Here is a 26,457-nt window from a genome sequence, read left to right on the forward strand (position 1 = left end):
CAGGCGTGAAGCCCGGCGCGACGTCAAAGCGTCTTGTTGAGCGTTATACGCGAGATATCATTCACCGCGATGTACTTCTTGGCATTCTTCGACACACGCATGCAACCAAACACCAGCACGTAGGCACCGGCCAGGTCTTCCAGCTCATGGATGGGGAAACGCTGGGTGAAATCATCGACCAGCGAACCGTCGACCACCACGCTCAAGTCCTGCCGCCCGCCGGTGTTGAGCCACAGGCTCGGCGGCTGATCGCCCGACTGCGCCGCATCGGACACCAAGCCCCAGTAACCGCGCATGCGCTCCAGCTCATCGAACTCGGCGCGGGCGAACGGCACGAAGAAATCGCGCACCTTGAACAGCCCGCTTTCCACCGAAATCAACTGCTCGGAGCGACGGAAGTCCTCACTCAGGATCAAGTTCTTCAACAGCGTGCTCAACCGACGCTGACGCGTCTGCGCCCCCTGGGCGGCATGCCCGCCACTGTGCCGGCCCACCCCGTAGACCGGCTCGGCACCCTCCTCTACCCCGTAGTGACGCAGCGGCGCACCGAAGGCAAAGTCCACCTCGATGCGCTCGCCACGATTGACCACATCATCCTGCTCCAGCGTATCACCCCGATACGACTCACTTTGCGGGCCGCCCATGTCGCAGAAGTCGGCATGCGGCCGCGCACCGAAACACGACGCCTGGCCACTGCGCGCCGCCTTGCGATAGAACCCCGGCCCCAGGCAACGCGGACACAACAGATTGCGCCGCATGACAGCCACGCAATTGGGGCTGAGCGCCTCGAATCCGGCGATGTCGTAAACGGTGTTGTTGATGGTGCACAAGGCGACGTCCATGCAGCTCTCCGGCTCAAGCGTTTGGTAAGGGAAAGCCGAAGGTTGGCAGGGGGTGGGGTAGGACGATAGGCAAAGGGGGGATTTTCAGATTTGTCCTACAGGGTTTCTTCAATGCGGCGTAGGTATGCCGAAGAGCCTGAGTAACGAGCCGGTAACCGGCTCACCCTGGACGCAGGCAGGGGCTGTTGGACCCATGGAAAAAAGGTTCGCCAGACCGCTTTTCAGGCCTTGGCAATCTCTGGCGCCAGCAGCCATTCGGCACTGTCATTCCAGACGTCCATGCGCACTATCCTGCCATTGCGTACCTCGAACCGATCCAGATAACGATTACCCGAGAAACTCCGGCCATCAGCCCATTCGCCGAACAGTGTGCCGTTCGAATACACCACGGTGTGATCGCCACGATCCATCCAGTCGAAGTTACCCAAGGCCTTTTTGACCCAAGCGTAACGTGAACCGTTGAACGCAGTGATTGCCTGGGGATCGGGCATCACCCGCCCGCCGGTAAAGGTGATCTGCACATCCTCACTCATGAACGTCGCAGCGCGGACCGGATCCGGCGCCATCGAAGCCTCGAGGAAACTGCTAACAATCTGTACGTCTTCGTTCATCTCAATCATTGCTGTAACTCCTGAATCAAGGGAAACCCGCTAACCAGGCATGCCTCTGCCTGGTGCGGACCGCTTTATTTTGGCGCGTAAACAGGCGCCCGAATGGATACTTAAGCCGTTTCCAAGGATGTAACGACTGGCACCCTACTTGCTAGCAATAAATATGCAAATGCTAGCAATCAGGAGAGTAAACCATGGCCACCTGGCTTCCAAACCTGCAACGTCTGCTGTTCCCCGTGGCTGCGGCAGCCACTCTCAACCTGGCAATGGTTCTCGGCGCGCACGCGGCCGAACCGCCGATCAAAGTCGGTCTGGTAGCCGCCCTTTCGGGTCAATCGGCCAAGTCCGGCGAAGCCCTGACCCGCGGCCTGAGCATGGCCATCAATGAGGTCAACGCCCGCGGCGGCGTGCTTGGCCGTCAGTTGGAGTTGGTGCGCCGTGACGACGAAAGCAACCCGTCCAAAGGTATGCTCGCCGCCCGCGAACTGGTCCAGCGCGAGAAGGTCACTGTGCTGTTCGGCGGCTTGGACACGCCGGTTTCTCTGGCAATCGTACCGCTGGCCAATCAGCTGAAAGTACCGTTCATGGGCATCTGGGCGGCAGGCACGAAGATCACCGAGAACGGCGCGGCAGATAACTATGTGTTCCGCGTCTCTGCCGTCGACGAGCTGGTGGACGAGGCGCTGGTGCAATACGGCGTCGCCAACGGCATGAAAAAGCCGGGCATGATCCTTATCAACAACCCATGGGGCGAATCCAACGAGGCAGGTTTCAAACGTGCCCTGGAAAAACGCAGCCTGGCCAATGCCGGTGTCGAGCGCATCCAGGACAGCGATCTGGATGTAGTTCCGCAGTTGACGCGCCTGAAAAACGCCGGTGCGGACACATTGCTGATGGTCGGCAATGTGGGTCCATCGGCGCAGGTCGTGAAGTCTCTGGACCGCATGGGCTGGGACGTCCCGGTGGTTTCCCACTGGGGGCCGGCCGGTGGTCGCTTCGGCGAACTGGCGGGCCCGAATGCGTCCAAGGTGCATTTCATCCAGACCTACGTGTTCACCGAACACAACAGCGCCAAGGGCGATGCATTGCTGGCCGCATTGAAAACAGCCTACCCGCAGATCAAGACCGTGGCCGACGTGACCCCGGCAGTCGGCATTGCCAATGCGTACGACGCGCTGCATCTCGCCGCTCAAGCCATCGAAAAGGCCGGCAAAACGGACGGCCCGGCCGTGCGCGATGGTTTCTACGCCATCACCGACTATGACGGCTTGATCAAGCACTACAAGCAGCCGTTCAGCCCATCCAAGCATGACGCCCTGGGGCCTGACGACTATATCTTCAGCCACTTCGTCAACGACCAGATCGTACCGCTCAAGCCTCAGGAGTAAGCGATGTTCACCGCCGCCATTGTTACCGGGCTTGGCCTGGGCAGCATGTATGCGTTGCTGGCGTTGGGTTTTCACCTGACCTACGTCGTATCGCGCACCGTCAACTTTGCCCAGGGCAGCGCCATGATGGTCGGTGCGGTGCTCGGCTACACGTTTTGCATCAACTGGGGCTGGCCACTGTGGCTGGGCGTGCCGCTGACACTGATCCTCTGTGCGCTGTATGGCCTGGTGATCGAGCGCTACCTGGTGCGACCTTTCCACAGCCGTGGCTCGCAGGCCTGGCTGATGGCAACGGTCGCGGGCGGAATTCTGGTGGACAACCTTGCGCTGTTTACCTTCGGCAAGGAGCCTCGGCAGTTCGAAAGCGCCTTGGTGAACCTGAGTGTCGAGCTGTTCGGCAGCCACATCAGTGCCCTGCAATTGCTGATTCCGCTGGCGGGCGCAGCCGTCGCCTTGGCGCTGCATCTGGTGCGGCGCTACACCCGGCTGGGCAAGGTACTCGAAGCCTGCGTACAGAATCCGCGCGCCGCGATGTTGATGGGTATCAACGTCAATCGGGTGGTGGCCATCGCCTTCGCGTTGTCGACCGTCTTCGCGGGGGTGGCGGGCCTGCTGATTGCGCCGCTGTTCAGCGTCAACGCGGAAATGGGCATGTTGTTCGGCCTGAAAGCCTTTGCAGTAGCGATTCTCGGCGGCATCGGCAGCGCGGGCGGGGTCTTTGCCGCCGGATTGCTGTTCGGCCTGGCCGAAGCATTGATCACCTTGTACTTCGGCTCTGCATTCACCCAGATATTTACCTTCGCGCTGGTCATTCTGGCGCTGGCGATTCGTCCCAACGGTCTGTTTGGCAGCCGGGCATTGGTGAAAGTATGAACAACCTCAAAACCCTGGTCGCTCCGGCGTTCATCGCCTTGCTCGCTGTGCTCTGTGGCGTTCTGGCGTTCACCCTCGACAGCTACTCGCTGTTGGTTTTCACCCTCTGTGCGCTGGCGGCAGTGGTCGGTGTGGGCTTGAACATCCTGATTGGCCTGAGCGGGCAAATTTCCTTCGGACATATCGCGTTCTACGCGATTGGCGCTTATGTATCGGCCCTGCTGAGCATGGCGGGATGGACGCTGTGGCTGGCCCTGCCAATGGCCGGTGTTGTGGCGGGTCTGATCGGCGCGCTATTGGCGATCCCCGCGCTTCGGGTCAGCGGCCCGTATCTGGCGATGATCACCATCGCCTTCTCGTTCGTGGTGCATCACGGCTTGATCGAATGGCGGGATGTAACAGGGGGCTCGAATGGCCTGATGGGTATCCCGCTGCCGGAGTTCGCGGGCCTCGATCCGGCGATCCTGCTCGCGCTGCTCGCCGCCGCGCTGATGATCGGCGCGCTGTTGTTCTATCGGCGCCTGAGCCAGAGCGGCTGGGGCAAGGCCATGCTGGCGGTGAAAACCTCGGAAATCGCCGCGCGCTCGCTGGGCTTCAACCCGGTGATAAGTAAAACCCTGGCATTCGCATTGTCGGCGGCCTTGACCGGGCTGGCAGGTGGGTTGCTCGCGCCCTTGCTGATGTTCATCAACCCGGAATCCTTCCCCTTCTCGCAATCCATCCTGTTCGTTCTGGCCGTGATCGTGGGCGGCAGCGGTATGCTGTTCGGGCCGTTGATCGGTGCCGTGTTGATCGTGCTGGTGCCGGAACTGCTGTCGGATTTCGCTGAATACCGGCTGTTGATTTTCTCCATACTGCTGCTGATCGTGCTGTGGATCGCGCCCAACGGCTTGCTCGGTGCCCTCGCCCGGCGCGTGATCAAACCCGCTCGCCTGCTGCCGCCGACGTGCATCGATCACGCACGCATCGCTGCTCATTTACGCAGCCGCGGCCCGTCCTCAGGCCTGCGGGTGACGGACATCGGCATCCGCTTCGGCGGCGTGCAGGCTGCGCAACACGTCAGCCTGCAGGCTCCCGCTGGCAGTATCACCAGTATCATCGGCCCCAACGGTGCAGGCAAAACCACCGTTCTGAACATGATCAGCGGGTTTTACGCCCCTGACAGCGGCCAGATCGAATTGCAGCAACCGCTGGCTGGGCTGCCTGCCTGGAAGACTGCCAGGGCCGGTATCGCCCGTACGTACCAGACCACCTTGTTGTTCGGCGAACTGTCCGTACTCGACAACCTGCTCGTGGCGATGCAGAAGGGTCGCCTGGGGCTGCCGTTCAGCCGTGCACTGGAAACGCAACGCAGCCTGGCGCTGGATCTGCTGGCGTTGGTGGGCTATCGCGGCGAAGTGAACATTGCCGCCGAGGATTTGCCCCACGTAGACCGCCGCCTTGTGGAAATAGCCCGGGCGCTGGCGACTGCACCGACCGTGCTATTGCTGGATGAGCCAGCGGCAGGCCTCAGCCGTCGCGACACCGACGACCTGGCGATACTGCTGCGCAAGCTGGCGGATTTTGGCCTCACGGTGATTCTGGTCGAGCACGACATGGCACTGGTGATGTCGGTGTCCGAGCATTTACTGGTGCTCGATGCGGGCAAGCCGATTGCGTCGGGGCCACCCTCCGAAATCCGCCAGAACCCGCAGGTGATCGCCGCGTATCTGGGCGGCACCGACTACCAAGCCACCCCGCGCGCACAACCCTGGGCGGGTAGCCGCGACGCGCGTTTGTATGTCAAGGATCTGGTCATTGATTACGGCGCGTCCGCCGTGGTCAACAAGGTCAGTCTGCTGGTCAATCCCGGCGAGCTGGTGGCCATCCTCGGCGCGAACGGCGCGGGTAAATCCAGCATCCTGCAATGCCTGGCCGGCCTGCATCGCGCCAGCAGTGGCAGCATCCTGCTCGACAACGAAAATATCGAACAGACCAGTGCCAGCCTGATTGCCGCGCAGGGCCTGGCGTTGGTACCCGAAGGTCGTCAGGTCTTTCCTTACCTGAGCGTGCGCGACAATTTGTTGCTGGGTGGTTACTCACGTCGCGAAGTCTTCGACACCGACGCTGAAATCGAGGCCATCCTCAAGCGCTTCCCTCGTCTGCGGGATCGCATCGACAACCCGGCCGGTCTGCTCTCCGGTGGCGAGCAACAGATGGTCGCGGTGGGTCGCGGCCTGATGGCGAAGCCGAAAATCCTTCTGCTCGATGAACCGTCGCTGGGCCTGTCACCTGCCATGATCGGCGAGCTTTACGACGCGCTGGCTGCGCTGCGCGACGAGGGCGTGACCATTCTGCTGGTAGACCAGATGGCCAACCTCGCGCTGCAGGTGGCTGACCGCGCGTATGTGCTGGAAACCGGAACCATTGTGAAGTCTGGCAGCGCCGCGCAATTGCGCGACGACAAAGACCTGGCCGCGGCCTACCTGGGCGAAGGAGTCAGCGCATGAACGCTTTGCAGATCATCAATGCGCGGCTTGGCGACGGTAACCACCTGACCCAGCTGCAGGTAGAGAACGGCTATTTCGTCGACGCCTGGAGTGCCGACACACACCAGTGGGACACCCTCGATCTGCAGGGGCAGCTCATCATGCCCGGCCTGATCGAAACCCACATTCATCTGGACAAGGCCTGCATCATGCAGCGCTGCCACCTGCAGGAAGGTACGCTGGCCGAAGCGGTGGCCCAGACCCGAGCGGCGAAAGCGGGGTTTACCGAAGACGATGTGTATCGGCGCGGTGCCCTGGTGCTGGACAAAGCCATCGTGCAAGGCACGACACACATGCGCACCCATGTCGAGTTGGACCCGCAGATCGGCTTGACCGGCTTCCATGCCATTCGCCGCTTGCAGGCTGACTATGCCTGGGCGATCAGCCTGGAGCTGTGTGTGTTCCCGCAGGAAGGGCTGCTGAACAATCCGGGCACCGAAGCACTGTTGTGCGAGGCACTGGAAAGTGGCGCAACGGTCCTGGGCGGGTGTCCGTACATGGACAGCGACCCGCTGGGACAGATCCAGCGCTTGTTCGAATTGGCTACGCGTTACGACTGCGACCTTGACCTGCATCTGGATTTCGATTTGAACCCCGAAGGCCTGACCGTCATGGAAGTCGCACGCTGTACGCGGCTGCATGGCTGGGGCGGACGCGTGACCATCGGCCATGTGACCAAGCTGTCCGCCCTGCCCAGGGAATCACTGACGGTAATCGCCCTCGAGCTGGCCGAAGCAGGCGTACAGGTGACCTGCCTGCCCAGCACCGACCTGTTCCTGATGGGTCGCGAGGTGTTCCACAACAAGCCCCGCGGGCTGGCGCCGCTGGCGTATCTGCACGCCTGTGGCGTGACGTGTTCGGTGTCTACCAACAATGTCGGCAATCCGTTTACGCCCTATGGCGATGCCTCACTGGTGCGTCAGGCCAATCTGTTCGCCAACGTCTGTCAGATGGGTACCGTCGGGCAGTTGCTGCAATGCCTGGCTTGGGTATCAAGCGAGTCGGCACGCCTGCTCAGGCTGGAAAATTACGGCCTGCTACCGGGCTGCCGCGCCGACTTCATCGTCTTCGACGCGCCCTCACCCGCTGCGGTGATCGCCGAGATCAGCGCCCCGGTGATGGGTTTCAAGGGTGGCAGGCAAACCTTCAGCAGACCGGTTGGGAAGTTGCTGAGGCCGTGATCGAACAGGCAACGCCTGCGCATCAGCCACGCAGCGCTTGCTTGAGGTTGAACTCCTCCAGCGCTCGCTCTTCCAGCGCCAGCTGCCCTTCCAGTTCGTCCAGGTGTTCGAGCATGACCGCCACGGCCCGTGCATTGTCGCCCTGCTCCAGCGCGGTAATGATTTCCTGATGCTCATCCGACGCGCACGACGGCACGTCGTTACGCTGGTACAGCGCCACGATCAACGAGCTGCGCACCATCAGGTTGCCCAGGATATCGCTGAGCACGGTATTGCCGCTGATCTCGCCGAGCAGCAGGTGAAATTCGCTCAGCTCGCGAACGATGGCGCGGCGATCGGTATCGCTGGTGGCTTTGCGTTCGTTACTCATATGGCTGGCAATGCGTTGCCGCTGCTTGCGCATCACGGCCGGGGTAATGGCCTCGACAATGGCCCGCTCGATGGCACGACGGGCGCTGAAGATATCCCGGGCTTCCTTCGCCGTCGGCTGGGCAACCATGGCGCCGCGATTGGCTTCGATGGTCACGACTTTCTGCATCGCCAGGCGCTGTAGCGCGACCTGCACATGATTGCGGTTGGCCTGCAAGGTTTCGACGATGTGGGCTTCGACCAACCGGGTGCCGGGCGGCAGGCGATGTTGGGCAATGGCCTTGAACAACGCATCGACGATACGCTGCACCTCGAGCTGTTTGGCAGTGACGGTACTCAACCCCATCGTTTCCTCTGTTGTCTGGAAGGCCTCATGCCTATACACGAGATGCCCCGTATCCGGCAAATGCCCGGTTCGACGCTCAGTCTACCTGGCCAAGGGCCGTACCCTCACCTCGCGGATCATGCATGGCGCTGCGCCGACCCTCGGCATCAATGGCAATGATACCGGCATGGCCCGTCATCGGGCTCTGCGCAGCTATGATTTCCACCTCATGGCCGAGCGCCGCCAGGCCTTCGATGGTCGCGGCAGGCATATCGCCCTCGAGCTTGAGGTTGTCGGTGCTGTCGAAAAAACTGCGGCCCAACAGAAAGCGCGGAGTGGCCAGCGCCTGATCGATGGGCTGCCGATAGTCGATCAGCTGAGTCGCCAGAACCATCTGTGTCTGCGGTTGGCCATCGCCCCCTTGCGTGCCGAAGAACCAGCGCTGGCCATCGTCCGCCAGGTAACAGGACGGGTTGAGCGTGTGCGCGGGACGCTTGCCAGGAGCCCAGCCGTTGACGTGCTCGGGGTTGGCGTTGAAACCCGCAGCACGGTTCTGCCACAGCACCCCGGTGTCACCCAGAATACAGCCAGAGCCAAAGTCGTGAAACAAACTCTGGATGAGGCAGGCCGTGCGACCCTGGGCATCGGTCGCCGCCATCCACACCGTATCGGCCGGACGTCCCGGCTCGTTCCACGGAGCTGCACGCTGGTCGTCGATGGCATCGGCATACCCTTGGATGTGCCGTTCATCGAGACTGGCGGCAAAATCCCAAAGCGTGTTCAGGGGGTCGCACAACTGCGCGTTACGGCGCAGCAGGCCTTGCTTGATGGCTTCGACCAGGTAGTGGTAGTAAAGCGCGCCGCCGTTGCCGACCCGCGCGAGCGGCTTATGCTGCAGTGCGGCCATGGCTTGCAACGTGTACAGACCCTGGCACGGCGGCGCGACGTTATAGAGTCGGCCCTGGCGATAAGGTACTGAGATCGGGGCAACCAGCGGCGCTCGCGTGGCCGAAAGATCGGCCTGGGTCAAGCCACAACCTAGCCGATCGAACGCCGCCTCGAAGGCGTGGGCCAACTCGCCCTGATAGAAGTCCTCGACACCGTGCCTGGCCAGATGCCGCAAGGTATTGGCCAGCGCCGGCTGGCGCAGCGTATCGCCCGCGCGTAGCCAACGCCCATCGGTTTTGCAGACACCGTGCAGGTCCGGCAATTGCTCGATGAGTGGCTGCCGCAATGTCTGCCAAAACAGCTGCGACTGTGAAACCGGCGTGCCCGCCTCCGCCACGCTGGCGGCGTCCTGCAACAGGTCGGCCCAACCAAAATTCGAACCCCACTCATGTCGGCTGATCGTCGCCGCCGTGTGCCAGCTCGCCAGCGCACCCGCCGTGGTGGCGACCGACGATGGCCCTCTCAAACCGATGACTCCGCCGTCGGGCAAACGCTGTCCGGCCTGCCCGATCCCCACGATGGTGCGCACCTGGGTGTCGTGGATCATCCACAGGGCATCCCCGCCCAGGCCGGTCATGTGCGGGAAGACCACGGCGAGCATGGCGCTGGCTGCCAACATGGCATCAATGGCAGTGCCACCGGCTTCGAGGATCTGCATCCCAGCGGCACTGGCCTGGGCGTGAGGCGTGCAGATCACCGCACGAGAGGAGGTAGCGATCATGATTTGGGGGCCCCGGCTTTGCTAGCTATCTATGAAGTTATTGTTAGCAGAGCAATATGTGTGCCGTGGTTTTTACTGGTGGCGGATGAGGCTCGGGGGCATGGATAGCAACGCGGTTTCACGATTGAAGTCGTTGGGGTACTCGGATCTGTCCGGAGGGATTGCGCGGTCAGCGGGAGCACGATCTGTGCCCCCCGCTTCGGTCATTGTGCAGCGTCGAACTGCGGGGTGGCCTCGATAGGTGCCTTGACCAACAAATACGGCGGCTGCCGGGTGTCGAATCCCTTGCCCATCCGGCTCCACTGCCCCAGCGTCACGTACACCGACTCGGCAGTCACGAATACCCCGTCCGGCCACACCAGTCGCGGGTCGCGCACGACCACGTCGAGGCGGCCATCCGGCCAGCGACGCAGCACCTGATGATGCTCGGCATCGGTCATGTACAGACGGCCCTGAGCGTCCATGTCCATCCCATCGACCATCACCTTCTCCCCTTCATCCTTGATCTGCTCAGCCAGTTGTCGGTCATTGAGGTTGAAGTCAGCAAGGGCCGCGGTCGGTAGACTCCACAGGCTAAACGAGCATAAATTAACACTCAGAAAAGTCATAGCCTACTATTATAACAGTTTTTAAATTTGTTGATTATGGGAATCTCTCGGTTCCGCTAGAGATGGAGTCGCTTAATCCCTAATGGCTTACCAAAATTAAGCGGAATTTATTCGCCATTGATTGTCGAAAACGGTGAGCCCATCGTAGCCATATGTTCACTTCTGGATGAAAGCGTCATTCGCCCAAGGCATGCGTGCGCCGAAGGAGTACTTGGTCGCCCGCCGCTCCATGTATGATCACGCGGACCCACACTCTTTTTTATGAGAAATCTGGAATGCAGCAGCTCCGAAAAGACCACCACTACGTGCCCCGGCTCTACCTAAAGCAATGGGCTCTCGGTGGTCTGATCAAAACTTATCGACTACTAGTACCGAACGAAAGCGTCCCGTTATGGAAGCCGCAGTCCTTGAAGGGCATTGCATTCCACCAGCACCTATATACCTACCTAGCCGGCCAAGAAGAAACAGACGAATTCGAGAGGTGGCTGGATACCGAATTTGAAAATCCCGCCGCAGAGGCTATCCGCAGAGTGACACAGGAAGATCGTATGTCTCCCGAACATTGGAGACGGCTGGTGCGGTTCGCCGTTGCTTTGGACGTCCGCACTCCAGCTCGTTTGAAGGACTTCATCCGTCGTCAGAATGACTCACTGCTAGCATCTATGGAGCAGTCCATGCAGCGCTCCGTCAGCCACCTAGGTGAAGCAGCAGAGCTGAGCAAGCCTCTATCGGCCGGCAAGGAAGACATCGAAAATTTGTCAATTTTCAAAGTCTCAATTAAGACTGCTCCAGGCGGGGATCGCTACGTTAAAGCCGAAACAGTCGTCGGTAGGCGGTTGTGGATCTGGCAGATGAAGCACTTGCTCACCAAAACGCTTGGACGTATACCCACACACAAGTGGACCATCCTGCATGCCCCCCAAGACATGGCGTGGCCTACATCGGACAACCCACTCATTCGTCTTAACTTCCAAGATACAGAAAACTACGACTTTCGTGGAGGCTGGGGAGTCCAGAATGGAGACATCCTGCTACCACTGAGCCCAAAGCACCTACTCTACACAAGTATCGGTAATCAGGTCTGGCCGAGAGGTACCACGCTTAGCGCTACGACGGCTAGTTTGATTAGGAAGATCATCATCGAGCACGCTGATCGCTATGTCTTCGCCCAAGAATCAGGAGACATTCATTTAATTCGGCCAAGGGTGGTTTGCCCAAAAACCTTTAACGTCGAGCTTGCAGCCTGGAAAAACTGGCACGAAGAGCAGTGTCTTGCGGAGAGGCAATTACAAGACAGACCTTGAGGGCGCTTAGCGTTGATGATCACGCAAACACCTTACCAAAAGACGCCTGCTGGTTGCATTCTGCGAAGCAGGTCCTGGAGGCGCACTCCAAGAAATGGTAACAGACGGTCCACACAACACAATCTCACTTCCTGCCAAAGAGATGACTACGAGAAACGAGATTGCACCCGCAGCCATACGCTGGGAGATGTGATCTACAGTCGCTAGCGGCCATTTGTTACACGCTGCAAAGCGGGCCCTGAAGACTCGTTCATATCACACGCAATTGGCGACCTTCAGACGAAGCTCAGTACTACCTTGAATGCCGCCAGCGTTCTCCACTGGCGTCCTCTGCCTAAGACACAATCTCATCAGGTCCTAGATACTCAAAACGAAGTTGATTCGCAGCTCCATTCGATTCAGCTATCACTAGTCCGAGAGCTTCTGGATTAGGGCTCCAGCGCAATCGTCCGATCTCCGAGTAATCTGCTGCGAACACTCCACGGGGATTTCTTCCAGGAAGTCCAAATCGGAGTGCAGCGCCTTGAGGCGGGGGGTCCCCTAACCAGTCAACGTCGGCAAAATAGGATTTCACAGCCCACGGCTTGACCAGAGGGGTCTTGGTAGGGTGTACGAATTCCTGCCAAAGGCTGTGAGACTCGATAGTTGGCCACCAAGGCAACAGACCATGCTCTCGCACCTCTGGAGTCGCTAACCACATGTTGAGACCTTGCACTGAGTCAAAGTCACCATTCGGGAGCCCAACCGCAGCAATCGCCCCTAGGCGGGAGCTGAAGCCAGCTTGAATTAGGGTAGCGGCCGCCATGTTCAACGTACCGGTTTCTAAAGCGACTACAGGGTGCGCCATGGGGAAGTCGGTTAGGGAAAGAGTGTCAGCAAAAGGATCAGCGTTTACCTCCGCACGAACACGCACAGCCTCCATCGCCCAAGGCAAATTGTAAACGAATGCCTGCTCGATAAACTGGATGGTTTCATCGTCAGCTCCTACCAATGATCTCCCCGCCAACCATCCTGCTAGGATCCTACGCCAGTCATCATGGAGCTTGGTTGGAGCGAAGGGGGGGATCGAAAAAGCAACCGTTGCGAACGTTTCAATAGCTAGGATAGCGACATCAAACTTTCCATCCTCAATCGCAATGTTCGCCAGAAGAAGTTGTTCCTCCAGCTCGGCTGCCTTCGCATCCAGCTCTTTGCCCGTAGCTAAACCTACGCCAGCCAGAAAATAGCCTCGTCGTTGAAGAGGAGTCGTCTCACGCCAGATAAATTCCGCACGTTTAACGAGAGCACCCCGCAAGGCAATTTGATTTGGTTCGATCTGACGAGCAATCCTGCGTATGAAGAGCGAGCGCTCTAACGCTGCCTCGAGCTTTGACTCAATCTCATCATCATCGATTTCCTCATCCCCCAAAAGGCTCAGCAGCGCCGTATCGAGGCTCATCAGATAGGAACGCCATTTTTTATGTTGGACCTCCCGCTCAGAGCTATCCTCTGCGACTACCTCTGGGAAATCCCATGCGCCTTGTCCTGCGACGTAGGTCAACAGCGTGTTGAGATCGAGGCTGCCCAGTTTTGAGCCCATGCGGACAAGAAGCGACAGAATAAGCTGAAGGATGCCGCTCTCCATTTCTCTGCCTTTTTGACTGGAAATGAGTTGATTCCAATCCCGGCGGCGATTTTTGTGCTTGTCAAACATCGGATACAGAACCAACCCTTCGATATCAATGTACGCTCGCCCCGCCCTTCCCACGACGTTGCGAAACTCGGAAATATCGATGGGGTCACGGGCGCGATTTAGACCATGAAATATCAGGCTGGTCGCAGCCAGGTTCAATCCTTGCGCCAAAGTAGGCGAAGATACGGTGACTTTTAGCACACCCTCCCTCAACAGCCTTTCGACCTCCTTTCGATAGCCTGTAGGCAGCGCCCCATGATGAATAGCAATACCAAGTCTCAAGCAAGCAAGAATGTCATGATCTTGACCAAACCATTCAGCTCCGACTGTGAGGGCTGTGGATAAGATCTCAGGCGAAACCTCTAGCACAGAATCAATGTGCCCCCGCCTATTCATTTCAATAATTTTCCGAGCAAAAGGCATGACTGAGCGACGCTGGGGACAAAAGATCAGAACTGTTTGTCCATCATCAACAAGCCTCCATGCAGTTGCGAGGCAAAGCTCTGCTTGATCTGACGGAAACAGCTTTCTTGCCCTGCCTTTAGTAGGTTTTTTAGCAACCACGAACTTGGGAATATACGGTTTCTCATCACCTACGGTGAAATTCAGTCGACCCTGATCAACTTTCCAATCGATCTCACCGTACCTCAATCGTGTAGGTCGCCAGCTGTGCTTGATCAGCCCGTCGTCACTATCATTGGTCAGCCATGCGGCGAAATCTTCTAACTGGCCTCCGTCAGGGAGGATCGCTGAAAGGCAGACAATTCTTCTTACTCCGGCATCTGAGCGACGCAGCAGCCTTTGAATCTGGGCCTCATAGCGAACCTCGCGCTCACCCAAGCCGATCATGTGCCCTTCATCCAGAACCACTAGGCCGACATCGGCTAAAAGAGAGGGATCACTTCTAAGAGCAAAATCTAGCTTTTCGGGTGTGGCTACTACAATGTGAGCATTTTTCAGGGTATTGGAATCTTCACCGCTAACTCCGATGCTTCCATAGAGACTAGACACAGTTTTGCCTAGCGGAGCAAAGGTGCGTCTTAAGCTAATCTCCGTCTGAGCAGATAGCGCACGCAGGGGGGTGACAAATACCACACGCTTATCTTCTGCCAAGCAGTTTAAGATGCATAACTCAGCAATCCGCGTTTTCCCGGCGCTGGTGGGCAATGATAGAACAAGGTGCGCATTGCTATCCACAACCTTTGCTGAGGCTTCTAATTGCGACGGCCACAACTCGATCTCAGATTTATTTCTTTTGTAAAGAGATGCAATAAAGACCCTCCTCAGCCATAACCAATTTTCCGAAAGCTCCCCTGAAGGCCCACTGACTGGTAATGTCTCGTGAAAACTCGTTTGCCAGAGTCCTCGGATTAGATATACCGCGATGCGGTGAATCCACCACTGGGACACCGCATTAAGCTCACCAGCCACCTCTAAGCCGTGATCCAAGCGCGTGCACGCTTCATCTACAAGTCCCGGTTTACCAGTTTCAAGGGCAGTCATGAAAATTGACATTGCGGCCATAAAATTATCTTCTATAGCCAAATCTATTGCTTCATCCAGCGGACCAAAGTCTTCAGAATTTTCCGACCGGTCTGAAATCCCAACAAAATTTGATAGTTCGTCTATAACAGCTCGCTCTGAGCCCTTGCCAGACGCAAACCAACTTGAAATACCTTCGGCGAAGCCGGTTAAGTCTCTCAACATCAATTGAGTTAATGCAAGCTCACTAGTCGTCAGATTAGGCTTTGCCATGCCCTGATAAAGCAGGGAATAGGCTCTTGCGGAAAAACGACCCAAGTGGTAAGACGATGCAGCGATTAGTAGATGAAAAGCTTTGTCATCCGTTTCTGCCCCCTTGAAATAAACTGCCTCAATTGCCTCAGCTGCAATTTCAAATCCCACACGAGCAGTTTCGGGTTCCCCGCCCAAGTCCAGAAACCGAAGCGCATGAGCTAAAAGCGAATAACCGTAAGTCAATAGGTCATCGGACAAATCAGAACTGAAATTAGGCGCACCGGCTGGCAGCTCTCCTTCTCGCCATATCATTCCGCGAGACTGACCACGAGCCAAAAGCTTGTGACGAAATCCTTGCTGGGTGGCCAGCTTTAAATGACTGCGGACCTCTTCGAGTGTGCTCGCCATTACTTGACCACCGTTTCAAATACCGACTTGATGAATTCTTGATGTTCGGATACCGTCAAAGCGACATATTGCTGGGGGACTGTCCCCGAATAGCTATTCAAATTCTTTGTTAGCAGATTGCTGGGGTTGCTACCTGAAAATGTAAAAAGCATATGCGTAACTTGGGACTGTTTGATTCCGCCTATTAATTGAGCCTTATCAAGAGCATCACGAAGTACTGCGTCACCGGCCTCATTCAGTCTGTCTGCTACAAAGGAGATAGCATGGGGGGACGGAAGTTCATTATTATAGGAAAGCGCATCTCGCGCCTCGCTTATCACAGCCGATGTCATAGATGCCCGACTTTTAACTTCAGCCTTCAGTATATAGAGCCCTCCCTTAAGATCTAAACTAAAGGCTAGAACATCCTCACCCCGCATAGACATCTCACGATGGTCTTTCCACCGGAGCCGCCTTACACCTAAATTAAATCTTGTTGATTCTAGCACGTACGCATTGCACAAAATTTCACCCAGATCACCCGAACGAATGGCTTTAGTCACCGGAAGTTTCGTTGCTATGTAATCTGCGGCGGCAGGTTTACCAAGCTTGGCTAGAAGATCCGAGAGCCTGGAAGGAATGGCGTAAAAGCTCGGGACCGCCTCAGCGACGACCGTCACTGCGTGAGCAATTTTCGGAGACTCCGCATTAAGCCGGTGCAACTTATGGGCGGAAACGGGTGTTTCGGTTTCCACACACCACTCGACGAACCTAGTCATTTTGACCTCAAAGCGTACTGGTGGGCACGCCACCATCCATGGCAGGGAAAGCAGATCCCCAGTGTCGACATCCTATACTCTGAGTGGCAAAAAGCCAGCGGCTGACGAAAATCCTTTTGCTCAGTCCCAATCACACCAAACCAAACCAAACCAAATCATATGAAGCATACATATAAAGCTAACAATACAAACAACAGTTATAAAATGCTGTATACTTACAAAAACAATAATGAAATAAGATCATGAACAATAAAAAATCGCAAAACCAAAGTCATTTCTCCGACAATACCAAATCATTAATTAAGAACAATACAGTCGTCACCCTTACCAAAAATGAACGCCCAATACAGCGCGGTCCATCAAGTTCAGAACAAAGCATAATAAAATCGCTACTTCCTTCGATCTCTGAAATTGAGGCTTCGCAGGTTGAATCGCATGAACTTCGAGTCAAGGGACCACGCAAGCGTCACAGCTATCCTCGAATAGCTATTCTTTTATCCAAAGATCAACTACCCGAAGTGGATACATCCACAACTATCACCACGGAAAAATTCTCTTTACTAGCAGGCATCAGCCTCTCATCGCTTCTGGTCTGGCAGTGGAACGAAAACTTTAGAACCGTCCTACCCTTTCAGGGCAATGGCATATCAGCGACGTACACAAAGGCGGACATCATTAAGTTCCTAGTTCGAGGTCGCGCTTATTGGATGGAACAATCCCACAGATTCTGCAAAAAACATAAGCCTGGTAGATCTAACATCTGAGCGGATTGACGCTCCCGAAAAGGCGACTAATTTACTCCCGCCGAATTAGAGCTATTAGTGGCAAATCAGCTACCACTGACCGATATAGTATTACTCACAATTTCTCAGATCCGAGGCTATCAAATGATTCTATTTATTTCAGGAGAGAACGGAGGAAGTGGGAAGACTATCCTGACGTGAAAAGTTGCAATTTGGCTATCTAAATCGGATTATTACATTTGGTCTTAGATAGTGACACCCAAACTTTCGCCAGTCGACTCTTTGATCGATACGAGCAGAAATGCATGCTACGGAATAGTTGGCGATCAAAAACTGGAGATTTTTATTTTACTCTACAAGGGCTTAACCACAGATTTCAGCTTATCATATTCGGCGTGCGTTACAGGGACAGTCGTGAACTTCGTACTGCATGCTGGCTGCGGATGTAGTAATCGCGCTATATCAAGCATCTCAGCTTGACCTTGAGACCCTTCCATATTTTGAGGGAGCGATTGATGGCGCAATAGTGCTGAATTCAAGCATGCGAAGCATGGGGGGTTATTACTAGGACCTCAAACTATCCAGCTCAACGGGAATTGATAGACGCAAAAAAGTCACTCAGTATCTCAAATGGATTGCACCTTTGAAGCAACTGATTATGGGCCGAAAAATCTACCGGTACGCTTTTATTGAAGGCAAGGGCGTTATAGAGACGAAAAACCAAAGAACGAAAGCAGAAATACAGCTTCTGGGGCTAGAGATACTAGCCGGAGCTAGCTAATGAAGAGCGCGCGTTGACTTCATATCAAATGACATCATCTACAACGGAATACTATAATGTCGTTCAACCTCAATCCACCTAGAATCAACCCGCCACCTGACCACGTCGAGCGCTTTGCGTCGAAAGCGAAAATCAATCCACCTCTAAGCCCATATACGGCCACAGAGACCAAAGCATTTAATTCGAGAAAATTGAATCTATTCTTTCCCGCTGGTCAAGGTCCGTTTCCGACGACATAGAGTTTGTGTTTCAGCATCCAAACATCTAGAGCAGACAGAAGTTATTGGAGTCGTTGATAATCCCGACGACAAGTAAACCTGTAGATCAGACTTCAGCAAAAACGTAGACGATGCGGATTCATCCGACTAAACGATGACTGAATCGTCCCAAATGCGCATAAAGCACCAGTAACGTGACTCGAGGATGCAACTCTTCTAGTATGCTCCTTTGACAGGAGACTCTTGAATGGATGCCGCGCTTCTCGATAACGCCTTGGGCACGATGTGTTTGCTCCTTGATGCAGAGGGAGAGTCGGAGGCGGCTCAAATCCTTCGCGTTGCAAATGCACGTTGCGAGGAGGTTGGTTTTGACAATTGGAATGGGGGTACGGAGCTGTGGGACGTCATCCTGTCGCTGGATACCGCGGAATATGCGAAGCTCGGGAATAGACGCGAGGGCATCATCGCCATCCTAGAGCGCAGCCTTAAAGAAGTTACGTCTAATCTAACGCCTCACTGGTATTCGATAAAAATTGCCCCGCTTATCAATGTCAAACCAAACTGGCGGGCGGTGGGTCCGACGCTTTCGATCGAAGCTCGTCAAGACATCGCAGACACCTTTCGTGACGGAGTGTCTTGGTCCGGGGCTTTAGATGAAGTAACTTTTCTGAAGCGTCTCTACGATCTCCAAAACCTGCCATCCAACGATTCACGATACGCGTCTGCTGAGGGCGACATCTTCCAGCACCGCATAAACAATGATACTGGGACGAATTCTGGATATTCGACGACTCACGATTCGGCCTGATGACAAGTTCCGCTGACAGCTTCTTGAGATTCGTGTGCGAAACCCTCAACCCTCTCGTGCGCCCAACTCAAGCCGAAGCAAGATCTATCGCTGAGAACATCAACAAACCGCTGCGTTCTGAAGGGTGGGAGATCGTAGAACAACACAGAATGGGGGCACGATGGCGCTACACAGCACGCCGAACGACCCAGTCGAACGCCCGGGCAATTAGCCGGGCGAAATCAGCAGCCGATCTGCTTGATGCTAACCACATGGAGATGGAAATTGAGCGCCTAGAACGGGCTATCGAATCCGATCCAGGGCTCGCTATTGGCACCGCGAAAGAACTCGTCGAGAGCTGCTGCAAATCGATCCTAACAATTCGCGGAATCGCATTTACCCGAACTGCTGACGTTGGTGATCTCACTAAGCTCTTGGCAAAAGCGTTGGACCTCGTACCGGATGGTATTTCTGATCAAGCCAAAGGCGCTGAAAACATCAAGAGCATCCTCAGAAGCCTCACAGCAATACCTCACCACCTCGCCCTTCTCCGAGGTCTGTATGGAAGTGGGCACGGCCGAGATGGAGCGCATAGAGGCTTAGAAGCACGTCACGCTCGCCTCGCCGTCAACGCGGCCGTAAGTTTCATCGACTTTGTCACAGAGACGCATAAGCATAGAGGCCAGTAACGGCGAGGCTATAGGTAGCCCCTGCTGGTTCCATCCCACGCAAGCAGGTCCACACCAGCAGCCTAGGAAACCTTCTTAAGGAGTACGCGGAGGCTATCTTAGGAAGATCCTGGCATACACCGAGCCTCTCACATTGGAAAGGTCTACCGAGGATTAACTGGGCTCGAAAATCGAGGCATGCATTAGCCATGTACGAGATTTCAGCTATGAAATTCGGGCACGATCTTGCGGACGAAAAAAAGCCCAACCGTGGGGTCGGGCTTTTTCAACAAGTGGGATCATTGTGGGATCACCGCCAATTTTACTGCACACCCAAAAGTCTGAAAAAAATCAAACCCTCGATAAATAATGGCGGAGAGATAGGGATTCGAACCCTAGGTACCGGTGAAGGTACAACGGATTTCGAATCCGTCCCATTCGGCCACTCTGGCATCTCTCCAACGGCGCGAATCATACCAGCGTCTGCGCCAAACGCGAAGCCCCTGATGCAAAATAATTTGCGAATTCAGGCGCTTGCGCGTCTGCAGCGGTGTTACAGCGGCACGCCCAGGCGGTTGGCCACTTCTTCGTAGGCTTCGATGACGTCGCCCAGGCCCTGACGGAAGCGGTCCTTGTCCATTTTCTTGCGGGTGTCCTTGTCCCACAGGCGGCAGCCGTCGGGGCTGAATTCGTCGCCCAGAACGATAGAGCCGTCGCTGAACACGCCGAACTCGAGCTTGAAGTCGACCAGCAGCAGGCCGACGTCGTCGAACAGCTTGGTCAGCACGTCGTTGACCTTGAGCGACAGCTCTTTCATCTTCGCCAGTTGCTCGGCGGTGCCCCAGCCGAAGGCGACGACGTGGGATTCGTTGATGAACGGGTCACCCTTGGCGTCGTCCTTGAGGAACAGCTCGAAGGTGTACGGGTTCAGCTTCATGCCTTCTTCGACGCCCAGGCGCTTGACCAGGCTGCCGGCGGCGTAGTTGCGCACTACGCATTCGACCGGAATCATGTCGAGCTTCTTGACCAGCACTTCGTTGTCGGCCAGCAGCTTGTCGAATTGGGTCGGGATGCCAGCGGCTTCCAGTTTCTGCATGATGAAGGCGTTGAACTTGTTGTTCACCATGCCCTTGCGGTCGAGCTGTTCGATGCGCTTGCCGTCGAACGCCGAGGTGTCGTTGCGAAACAGCAGGATCAAGCGGTCGGCGTCGTCGGTCTTGTACACCGACTTGGCTTTGCCGCGGTAGAGTTCTTCACGTTTTTCCATGATGGGCTCCGCTTGCTAAAAGTATGGGCTAGGCGCCCCTTTGGGACGCTAGGCGATGTGGCGCCAGTCGAGCCCTGAATCTTGGTCGGCCAGTTGCAGCCAGTCCGCATCGCACCCCAGGGTGTCGACGAAGCATTGCCGGGCCAGCTGCGGCAGGTTGTTCTTGCTGCTCAGGTGGGCCAGCACCAGGTGTTGCAGGTTCTGCCAGCCCAACTGTGCCACCAGGCCGGCTGCCTGGTGATTGTTCAAATGGCCCCAGTCACCGCCGACGCGCTGCTTGAGAAAATAAGGGTAGTGCCCACGGGCAAGCATGTCGCGGCAGTGGTTGCTTTCGATCATCAGGGCATCCAGGCCCTGGTAATGGTCACGCACCCTGGCGCAGTGGGAGCCCAGGTCGGTCAGCAGGCCGAAGCGTCGCTTGCCGTCGCTGAACACGTACTGCGTAGGCTCCAGGGCGTCATGGGCCACGGCAACCACTTCGATACGCAACGCACCGATTTCCAGCACGTCGCCGCAGCGCACATGGGTGCGTACCGGCACCGGCTTGCGCAGGCCGCGCTCGGTGCCGAGGCTCATGTAGACAGGCACGCCATGGCGGCGCGCCAGCAGCTCCACGCCATGCACATGGTCGGCATGTTCGTGGGTCACCAGCACGGCGCTCAATTGCGCGGCGCTCAGGCCCAGGCGGGCCAGCCGACGTTCGGTTTCGCGCAGGGAGAAACCGCAATCGACCAGCACATGGGTGTCTTCGCTGCTGATCAGCGTGCCATTCCCTTGGCTACCGCTGCCGAGAACGGCAAAACGCATCGCTTAACCCAGGTTGTCTTGAATCACACCCAACACGCGGCGGGCAACATCTGCCGGGGCCACGGTGTTGATGTTCTTCTCGACGGTGACCTGGACGCTGTCGCCCACCTTGCTCAGGCGCACCTGATAACGCTCGGCGCGGGCTTCGATTTCTTCCTTGCTCGGCGCATTGCCGAACACGCGGCTGAAGAAGCCGGGCTTGTCGTCGGCGCGCTGGGCGGACTCGGCAACGTTGATGTAGTACAGGCCCAGGCTGCGGTTGATGTCTTCGATGCGCCACTGGCCCTGCTCCAGGGCACGGCCCACGCTGGACCAGGCACGGTCCAGGTCGGCACCGACGTTGAGCACCGGGTTGCCGCTGCCGTCTTCGCTCATGGCCACACGGCTGGGCGCGTCGAAATCACGCGCGGCAACCAGAGATACGGAGCCACCGCGCTCTGAGTCGCGGGTCATGCTGGCGAGCATCTGGTCGACCAGGATCGAGTCCAGGCCGGTGTTCACCGAGCGCGCCGGGAAATCGGGCTCGGTGCTGCTGCCGGCCGGGCGCTCGACGCTGACCACGTAGATTTCGCTGCTGTTGCGCTGTACGCCTGGTTCGATGCGCACGCGCACGCGGGTTTCGCTTGCACTGGAGGTGGTAGCACCGCTCAGGCGCTGTGCCATGGACGCGGAGAGCTCGTCGAAGCGCTGCCAGGTGGTGGTGAATTCACCGGTTTGCGGACGTTCTTCGGCGATGCGGAAACCGTTGTCCTCGAAGAACTGGTGAGCGATCGGCCAGACCTCGGCAGGCGCACGCTGGGCCATGATCCAGCGGTTTTCGCCGCTGCGCTGCAGCGAGAAATCACTGGCCTGCGCAGCCACCTGCAAAGGCAGTGGGCGCGGCACTTCGAATTCGGAAGCCTTGGCGTTATCGTCGGCGACGTTGCGCGGGATCGGCAGCAGCGGATCCAGACGCTTGTCGGTTTGCACGCCGGGCGGCAGTTGCATCGGGGCGGTTTGGGTCGCCTCGAGGTAATCATTGCCACGATCGCGGAAGTAACCGTTTTCGCCCCAGAGCCACCCGCAACCGCTGGTGCTCGAAATGACCAAGGCAAGGGCAGAAAGGCCAGCCAATCGCTTCATGCGTCTTACTTCCTCAATTAAACCAGGACGCCGGACTGGCGCAGGGCCTGCCGCAGCGGTTCATGACAGGTGGCGCTCAACCAGGTGAGCGGCAGGCGAATGCCTTCGGGCATCAAGCCCATTTCATGCAACGCCCATTTGACCGGAATCGGGTTGGCTTCCAGGAACAGGTTCTTGTGCAGCGGCATCAGCTTGTCGTTGATGGCGCGGGCCAGTTCGGCCTCGCCCTTCAACGCCGCATTGCACAGGTCGGCCATGGCGCGCGGGGCGACGTTGGCGGTGACCGAAATATTGCCCTTGCCACCCAGCAGAATGAGCTCGACGGCAGTGGGATCATCGCCCGACAGCACGAGGAAGTCGCTGTCGACACGGCTGATGATGTCCTTGGCACGGGCCAGGTCGCCGGTGGCTTCCTTGATGCCGATGATGTTGGGCACGCTGGAAAGGCGCACGACGGTGTCGGCCAGCATGTCGCAGGCGGTGCGTCCGGGAACGTTGTAGAGGATCTGCGGAATGTCGACGGCTTCGGCGATGTGCTTGAAGTGCTGGTACAGGCCTTCCTGGGTCGGCTTGTTGTAGTACGGCGTGACCAGCAGGCACGCATCGGCGCCGGCCTTCTTGGCATTGCGGGTCAGCTCGACGGCCTCGCGGGTGGAATTGGCGCCGGTACCGGCGATGACCGGGATACGCCCGTTCACCTGCTTGACCACGTGCTCGATGACCTTGATGTGTTCTTCGTAGTCGAGCGTCGCCGATTCGCCGGTGGTGCCGACCGCGACGATGGCATGGGTGCCCTCCTTCAGATGGAAGTCCACCAGTTTGCTCAGGCTGTCCCAGTCCAGACGCCCTTGGGCGTCCATGGGTGTGACCAGTGCCACCATACTGCCCGCAATCATGCAACCGCTCCTGCCGGAAAAAGAGAGCGGTAATGGTACTGGCGCTATCCACCTTGCACAAGCGAAGTACCACGCCGCGAGCATTCCCCTTGGCGCCGGTTTTCTATACCCTTTCAGACTTTGATCGGCAGGGGTTGCCTTTCTTGCCTGGTCATCGCCTGCCGTAACGGCGCTTCGAACCCCGTCCCTGAGCCTTGCCACCTGGCTTTACCCCGTATTTGCGGGCGTTGCCGGGCGGTTGGCAGGGGTACGCACGAGGTACGGCGCAGGCCTTGAACCAGTCATCCGGCCCCTTGACGCCGCCGACCGCTCATCGCTTTAGGAATGCTGCATGTCCACCCCCACAGTTCGCGAACAATTCCTCGTCATCAGCGCCCTGGGCCGCAATCCCATGGAACTGACCAATGTACTGTGCCGCGCGGCCCACGACGCCCGCTGCTCGGTGTCCACCTCGCGCCTGACCCGCCACGGCGAATACAGCGCCCTGGTGCTGCAGGTAGCAGGCAACTGGGACGCCCTGGCGCGCCTGGAAACCAGCCTGGCTTCGCTGGCCAAGAAACACGACTTCACGGTCAGCCTGGTGCGCAGCGCCACCCTCGACAGCCGCCCGCAGGCGCTGCCGTACGTGGCCTACGTCAGTTCGGCGTACCGCTCGGACATCATCAACGAGCTGTGCCAGTTCTTCATCGACCACAACGTCGAGCTGGAGAACCTGACCTGCGACACCTACCAGGCGCCGCAGACCGGTGGCACCATGCTCAATGCCACGTTTACCGTGACACTGCCCGCCGGCGTGCAGATCAGCTGGTTGCGCGACCAGTTCCTGGACTTCGCCGATGCCTTGAACCTGGATGCGCTGATCGAACCCTGGCGCCCACAGAACCCCATGTAAGGACTGACCGATGGCTGTCGCTCTCAACGAACCTGTAGCCGATTTCCAAGCCCAGGCCACCGGCGGCCAGACCGTCCACCTGAGCGAGCTCAAGGGCCGCCAGGTGGTGGTCTACTTCTATCCCAAGGACAGCACGCCGGGCTGCACCACCCAGGGTCAGGATTTCCGTGACCTGCTCGAGCAGTTCAAGGCCGCCGACACCGAGGTATTCGGGGTGTCGCGCGACGGGCTCAAGTCCCACGAGAATTTCAAGGCCAAGCAGGGCTTCACCTTCGAGCTGATCAGCGATCAGGACGAGGCGTTGTGCCAGCTGTTCGACGTGATCAAGTTGAAGAAGCTGTATGGCAAGGAATACCTGGGCGTGGATCGCAGCACCTTCCTGATCGACCGGGACGGTGTGTTGCGCCAGGAATGGCGTGGCGTGAAGGTGCCGGGGCATGTGCAGAGCGTGCTGGAGGCGGCACAGGCGTTGAGCAAGGGTTGAGAGGGGGTTGGATTTTTCGCGGCTACTGACCGCTCCTGCGACGATCGTGTGTAGGAGCGGTCAGCGGCCGCGAAGGCCGCGCCGCGGTTTCAGAGCATCGGCGCCACGGTGGGCTCCTGGCGCGGCCAGGCATCGAGCACGGCCTTGAACAAGGTTGCCAGGGGGATGGCGAAGAAGATTCCCCAGAACCCCCACAGCCCGCCGAACAGCAACACCGCGCAGATGATCGCCACCGGGTGCAGGTTCACCGCCTCGGAGAACAGCAGCGGCACCAGCACGTTGCCGTCCAGGGTCTGGATGATGCCGTACACCACCATCAGGTAGATGAACTGGTCGCCCCAACCCCACTGGAACAGTGCGATCAAGGTCACCGGTACGGTCACCACCACGGCGCCCACATAGGGCACCACTACCGACACGCCTACCAGCAGGGCCAACAGCGCCGCGTAGTTCAAGCCCAGCGCAACGAACGCGATGTAGGTCACCACCCCGCAGATGAAGATCTCGATGACCTTGCCACGGATGTAATTGGCGATCTGCCGGTTCATCTCCTGCGCCACCCGAGTCAGCAGCGCCCGCTCGCGCGGCAGGTAACCGCTGACCCAGCGGCCGATCATCACCCGGTCCTTGAGAAAGAAGAACACCAGGATCGGCACCAGCACGAAATAGATCATGATGTTCACCAGCAGTGGCAGGCTGGACAGGGAAAAGGTCAGTGCCCACTGGCCGAACTTGCCGATCTCGCCGCGCGCCGCTTCGATGGCCTGCAGCACCTGTTCGTCGCTGACCAGGTGCGGATAGCGTTCGGGCAGCAGCAACAGCAGTGACTGCCACTTGCCCAGCATGCCGGGCAACTCGTTGAACAGCGTGATCAACTGGTGCCAGAGCAGCGGCACGAGCACCAGCATGAACAGCGCCAGCGCACCCATGAAAAGCGCGAACACCGCTCCCACGGCCACGCCCGAAGGCACCCGCAAGCGTTCCAGGAAATTGACCAGGCCCTGCATGAGAAACGCCAGCACCATCCCTGCCAGCACCGGCGCCAGCATGCCGCCCAGGGTCAGTACGGCGGTGAACGCCAGCACCAGCAGCACCGCCAGGACGACGGCCTCTTCGTCGGAGAAGTACCGCTGGATCCAGTTGCGTAACACTTTGAACATTGAAATTCCCTTGAATGGCCCAGCTACCGAAGGTGGTGGCTCAGGCCTTGCGCAACCAATACGAGTAGACCCCGTCCAGCGCCTGTTCATGTAACAGCGCGTGACCTGCCAACGTGGCGAACGAGCGGAAGTCGCGCTGCGAGCCGGCGTCCGTGGCGATCACCTTCAATACCGTGCCACTGGCCATCCGGTTCAGTTCCAGCTTGGCCTTGAGCAGTGGCAACGGGCAATTAAGACCGCTGGTGTCCAGCTCGGCGTCACATTCAGGCGCATCGCTCATCGATATCTTCTCCAACCAAAGAAAGCCGTGATGCCGCCTCGATCGCGGCAGCCAGCGGCGCGACAGGATAACCCAAGGC

22 protein-coding genes, 1 tRNA gene and 1 pseudogene are annotated in these 26,457 nt (G+C 57.7%); 10 read left to right on the top strand and 14 right to left on the bottom strand.

The window, feature by feature from the left end; translation table 11 throughout:
• Positions 1–23 precede the first annotated feature (23 nt).
• Together ONG87_RS15790 and ONG87_RS15795 are read right to left on the bottom strand one after the other, a co-directional pair.
• Entirely contained in the window at positions 24–842 is an 819-nt protein-coding gene (locus tag ONG87_RS15790) for a hypothetical protein (protein ID WP_185794244.1), read from the bottom strand.
• A 221-nt stretch (positions 843–1,063) separates the two neighbouring features.
• The gene (locus ONG87_RS15795) at positions 1,064–1,462 is read right to left on the bottom strand and encodes a nuclear transport factor 2 family protein (RefSeq protein ID WP_264381609.1); all 399 of its coding nucleotides are present in this window, start codon (positions 1,460–1,462) and stop codon (positions 1,064–1,066) included.
• A gap of 185 nt (positions 1,463–1,647) precedes the next feature.
• On the opposite strand from ONG87_RS15795, the gene ONG87_RS15800 reads away from it, so the two are divergent.
• Genes ONG87_RS15800 through ONG87_RS15815 form a run of 4 tightly spaced genes read left to right on the top strand, consistent with a single transcriptional unit; the run spans position 1,648 to position 7,423 of the window.
• A complete protein-coding gene (locus tag ONG87_RS15800) occupies positions 1,648–2,841 on the top strand; it encodes an ABC transporter substrate-binding protein (protein ID WP_264381610.1) in 1,194 nt (397 codons plus the stop codon).
• Between the two features lie 3 nt (positions 2,842–2,844).
• Positions 2,845–3,714 (top strand): branched-chain amino acid ABC transporter permease, encoded by an 870-nt coding sequence (locus ONG87_RS15805; protein ID WP_264381611.1) that lies wholly within the window; start codon positions 2,845–2,847, stop codon positions 3,712–3,714.
• The gene (locus tag ONG87_RS15810) at positions 3,711–6,203 is read left to right on the top strand and encodes an ATP-binding cassette domain-containing protein (protein ID WP_264381612.1); all 2,493 of its coding nucleotides are present in this window, start codon (positions 3,711–3,713) and stop codon (positions 6,201–6,203) included. The genes ONG87_RS15805 and ONG87_RS15810 overlap by 4 nt, the downstream gene beginning before the upstream one ends.
• Positions 6,200–7,423: an amidohydrolase family protein gene (locus ONG87_RS15815; RefSeq protein WP_264381613.1), complete on the top strand. Its 1,224-nt coding sequence runs from the start codon at positions 6,200–6,202 to the stop codon at positions 7,421–7,423. The genes ONG87_RS15810 and ONG87_RS15815 overlap by 4 nt, the downstream gene beginning before the upstream one ends.
• 22 nt (positions 7,424–7,445) lie before the next feature.
• Here the strand turns inward: ONG87_RS15815 and ONG87_RS15820 are convergent, their stop codons facing one another.
• From ONG87_RS15820 to ONG87_RS15830, 3 genes are all read right to left on the bottom strand, one after another.
• Positions 7,446–8,138, bottom strand: coding sequence for a GntR family transcriptional regulator (locus tag ONG87_RS15820; RefSeq protein WP_122476658.1), 693 nt, complete (start codon positions 8,136–8,138; stop codon positions 7,446–7,448).
• A gap of 76 nt (positions 8,139–8,214) precedes the next feature.
• Positions 8,215–9,786 (bottom strand): gamma-glutamyltransferase family protein, encoded by a 1,572-nt coding sequence (locus tag ONG87_RS15825; RefSeq protein ID WP_264381614.1) that lies wholly within the window; start codon positions 9,784–9,786, stop codon positions 8,215–8,217.
• A 203-nt stretch (positions 9,787–9,989) separates the two neighbouring features.
• Complete coding sequence (locus ONG87_RS15830; protein ID WP_264381615.1) at positions 9,990–10,268, bottom strand: hypothetical protein; 279 nt, start codon at positions 10,266–10,268, stop codon at positions 9,990–9,992.
• A 401-nt stretch (positions 10,269–10,669) separates the two neighbouring features.
• On the opposite strand from ONG87_RS15830, the gene ONG87_RS15835 reads away from it, so the two are divergent.
• Positions 10,670–11,698, top strand: a complete 1,029-nt coding sequence (locus ONG87_RS15835) for a DUF4238 domain-containing protein (RefSeq protein WP_264381616.1) — start codon at positions 10,670–10,672, stop codon at positions 11,696–11,698.
• A 334-nt stretch (positions 11,699–12,032) separates the two neighbouring features.
• Here the strand turns inward: ONG87_RS15835 and ONG87_RS15840 are convergent, their stop codons facing one another.
• On the bottom strand, positions 12,033–15,515 hold the full coding sequence (locus ONG87_RS15840) for a DEAD/DEAH box helicase (protein WP_264381617.1): 3,483 nt from the start codon (positions 15,513–15,515) through the stop codon (positions 12,033–12,035).
• Positions 15,515–16,249: a DUF1837 domain-containing protein gene (locus ONG87_RS15845; RefSeq protein ID WP_264381618.1), complete on the bottom strand. Its 735-nt coding sequence runs from the start codon at positions 16,247–16,249 to the stop codon at positions 15,515–15,517. Before ONG87_RS15845 ends, ONG87_RS15840 begins: the two co-directional genes overlap by 1 nt.
• Positions 16,250–16,515: 266 nt before the next feature.
• Here ONG87_RS15845 and ONG87_RS15850 point away from each other — a divergent pair, with 266 nt between their 5' ends.
• The 3 genes and pseudogenes from ONG87_RS15850 to ONG87_RS15860 all read left to right on the top strand — a co-directional run bounded on the left by ONG87_RS15850 (position 16,516) and on the right by ONG87_RS15860 (position 19,491).
• Positions 16,516–17,037 (top strand): hypothetical protein, encoded by a 522-nt coding sequence (locus ONG87_RS15850; RefSeq protein WP_264381619.1) that lies wholly within the window; start codon positions 16,516–16,518, stop codon positions 17,035–17,037.
• A 1,261-nt stretch (positions 17,038–18,298) separates the two neighbouring features.
• Positions 18,299–19,011: pseudogene (locus ONG87_RS15855) on the top strand (hypothetical protein); the annotation flags it as partial.
• 69 nt (positions 19,012–19,080) lie between these two features.
• Positions 19,081–19,491, top strand: a complete 411-nt coding sequence (locus tag ONG87_RS15860; protein WP_264382870.1) for an abortive infection family protein — start codon at positions 19,081–19,083, stop codon at positions 19,489–19,491.
• A 349-nt stretch (positions 19,492–19,840) separates the two neighbouring features.
• Here the strand turns inward: ONG87_RS15860 and ONG87_RS15865 are convergent.
• From ONG87_RS15865 to dapA, 5 genes are all read right to left on the bottom strand, one after another.
• Positions 19,841–19,930, bottom strand: a tRNA-Ser gene (locus tag ONG87_RS15865).
• 93 nt (positions 19,931–20,023) lie between these two features.
• Positions 20,024–20,737, bottom strand: a complete 714-nt coding sequence (purC, locus tag ONG87_RS15870) for a phosphoribosylaminoimidazolesuccinocarboxamide synthase (RefSeq protein ID WP_264381620.1) — start codon at positions 20,735–20,737, stop codon at positions 20,024–20,026.
• A 48-nt stretch (positions 20,738–20,785) separates the two neighbouring features.
• The gene (locus ONG87_RS15875; protein ID WP_122714075.1) at positions 20,786–21,544 is read right to left on the bottom strand and encodes an MBL fold metallo-hydrolase; all 759 of its coding nucleotides are present in this window, start codon (positions 21,542–21,544) and stop codon (positions 20,786–20,788) included.
• 3 nt (positions 21,545–21,547) lie between these two features.
• Positions 21,548–22,666 (bottom strand): outer membrane protein assembly factor BamC, encoded by a 1,119-nt coding sequence (gene bamC, locus ONG87_RS15880; RefSeq protein ID WP_264381621.1) that lies wholly within the window; start codon positions 22,664–22,666, stop codon positions 21,548–21,550.
• Positions 22,667–22,683: 17 nt separating this feature from the next.
• Positions 22,684–23,562, bottom strand: a complete 879-nt coding sequence (gene dapA / locus ONG87_RS15885) for a 4-hydroxy-tetrahydrodipicolinate synthase (protein WP_122714077.1) — start codon at positions 23,560–23,562, stop codon at positions 22,684–22,686.
• Between the two features lie 331 nt (positions 23,563–23,893).
• Here dapA and ONG87_RS15890 point away from each other — a divergent pair, with 331 nt between their 5' ends.
• Together ONG87_RS15890 and ONG87_RS15895 are read left to right on the top strand one after the other, a co-directional pair.
• Positions 23,894–24,454, top strand: a complete 561-nt coding sequence (locus ONG87_RS15890) for a glycine cleavage system protein R (protein WP_122476686.1) — start codon at positions 23,894–23,896, stop codon at positions 24,452–24,454.
• A gap of 10 nt (positions 24,455–24,464) precedes the next feature.
• Complete coding sequence (locus tag ONG87_RS15895) at positions 24,465–24,938, top strand: peroxiredoxin (protein WP_192052739.1); 474 nt, start codon at positions 24,465–24,467, stop codon at positions 24,936–24,938.
• 89 nt (positions 24,939–25,027) lie between these two features.
• On the opposite strand, the gene ONG87_RS15900 is transcribed toward ONG87_RS15895, so the two are convergent.
• Together ONG87_RS15900 and ONG87_RS15905 are read right to left on the bottom strand one after the other, a co-directional pair.
• Complete coding sequence (locus ONG87_RS15900; RefSeq protein WP_122476688.1) at positions 25,028–26,098, bottom strand: AI-2E family transporter; 1,071 nt, start codon at positions 26,096–26,098, stop codon at positions 25,028–25,030.
• 40 nt (positions 26,099–26,138) lie between these two features.
• Positions 26,139–26,378, bottom strand: a complete 240-nt coding sequence (locus tag ONG87_RS15905; RefSeq protein WP_122476689.1) for a sulfurtransferase TusA family protein — start codon at positions 26,376–26,378, stop codon at positions 26,139–26,141.
• Positions 26,379–26,457: the final 79 nt, after the last annotated feature.

Origin of the sequence: Pseudomonas sp. MM227, from assembly GCF_947090715.1 — a bacterium.
Classification (GTDB): domain Bacteria; phylum Pseudomonadota; class Gammaproteobacteria; order Pseudomonadales; family Pseudomonadaceae; genus Aquipseudomonas; species Aquipseudomonas baltica.

Excerpts from the sequence above, each read along its gene's own strand:
- ONG87_RS15790 (WP_185794244.1), bottom strand. The coding sequence starts at position 842 with ATGGACGTCGCCTTGTGCACCATCAACAACACCGTTTACGACATCGCC.
- ONG87_RS15795 (WP_264381609.1), bottom strand. The coding sequence starts at position 1,462 with ATGATTGAGATGAACGAAGACGTACAGATTGTTAGCAGTTTCCTCGAG.
- ONG87_RS15800 (WP_264381610.1), top strand. The coding sequence starts at position 1,648 with ATGGCCACCTGGCTTCCAAACCTGCAACGTCTGCTGTTCCCCGTGGCT.
- ONG87_RS15805 (WP_264381611.1), top strand. The coding sequence starts at position 2,845 with ATGTTCACCGCCGCCATTGTTACCGGGCTTGGCCTGGGCAGCATGTAT.
- ONG87_RS15810 (WP_264381612.1), top strand. The coding sequence starts at position 3,711 with ATGAACAACCTCAAAACCCTGGTCGCTCCGGCGTTCATCGCCTTGCTC.
- ONG87_RS15815 (WP_264381613.1), top strand. The coding sequence starts at position 6,200 with ATGAACGCTTTGCAGATCATCAATGCGCGGCTTGGCGACGGTAACCAC.
- ONG87_RS15820 (WP_122476658.1), bottom strand. The coding sequence starts at position 8,138 with ATGGGGTTGAGTACCGTCACTGCCAAACAGCTCGAGGTGCAGCGTATC.
- ONG87_RS15825 (WP_264381614.1), bottom strand. The coding sequence starts at position 9,786 with ATGATCGCTACCTCCTCTCGTGCGGTGATCTGCACGCCTCACGCCCAG.
- ONG87_RS15830 (WP_264381615.1), bottom strand. The coding sequence starts at position 10,268 with ATGGTCGATGGGATGGACATGGACGCTCAGGGCCGTCTGTACATGACC.
- ONG87_RS15835 (WP_264381616.1), top strand. The coding sequence starts at position 10,670 with ATGCAGCAGCTCCGAAAAGACCACCACTACGTGCCCCGGCTCTACCTA.
- ONG87_RS15840 (WP_264381617.1), bottom strand. The coding sequence starts at position 15,515 with ATGGCGAGCACACTCGAAGAGGTCCGCAGTCATTTAAAGCTGGCCACC.
- ONG87_RS15850 (WP_264381619.1), top strand. The coding sequence starts at position 16,516 with ATGAACAATAAAAAATCGCAAAACCAAAGTCATTTCTCCGACAATACC.
- ONG87_RS15860 (WP_264382870.1), top strand. The coding sequence starts at position 19,081 with ATGGAAATTGAGCGCCTAGAACGGGCTATCGAATCCGATCCAGGGCTC.
- purC (WP_264381620.1), bottom strand. The coding sequence starts at position 20,737 with ATGGAAAAACGTGAAGAACTCTACCGCGGCAAAGCCAAGTCGGTGTAC.
- ONG87_RS15875 (WP_122714075.1), bottom strand. The coding sequence starts at position 21,544 with ATGCGTTTTGCCGTTCTCGGCAGCGGTAGCCAAGGGAATGGCACGCTG.
- bamC (WP_264381621.1), bottom strand. The coding sequence starts at position 22,666 with ATGAAGCGATTGGCTGGCCTTTCTGCCCTTGCCTTGGTCATTTCGAGC.
- dapA (WP_122714077.1), bottom strand. The coding sequence starts at position 23,562 with ATGATTGCGGGCAGTATGGTGGCACTGGTCACACCCATGGACGCCCAA.
- ONG87_RS15890 (WP_122476686.1), top strand. The coding sequence starts at position 23,894 with ATGTCCACCCCCACAGTTCGCGAACAATTCCTCGTCATCAGCGCCCTG.
- ONG87_RS15895 (WP_192052739.1), top strand. The coding sequence starts at position 24,465 with ATGGCTGTCGCTCTCAACGAACCTGTAGCCGATTTCCAAGCCCAGGCC.
- ONG87_RS15900 (WP_122476688.1), bottom strand. The coding sequence starts at position 26,098 with ATGTTCAAAGTGTTACGCAACTGGATCCAGCGGTACTTCTCCGACGAA.
- ONG87_RS15905 (WP_122476689.1), bottom strand. The coding sequence starts at position 26,378 with ATGAGCGATGCGCCTGAATGTGACGCCGAGCTGGACACCAGCGGTCTT.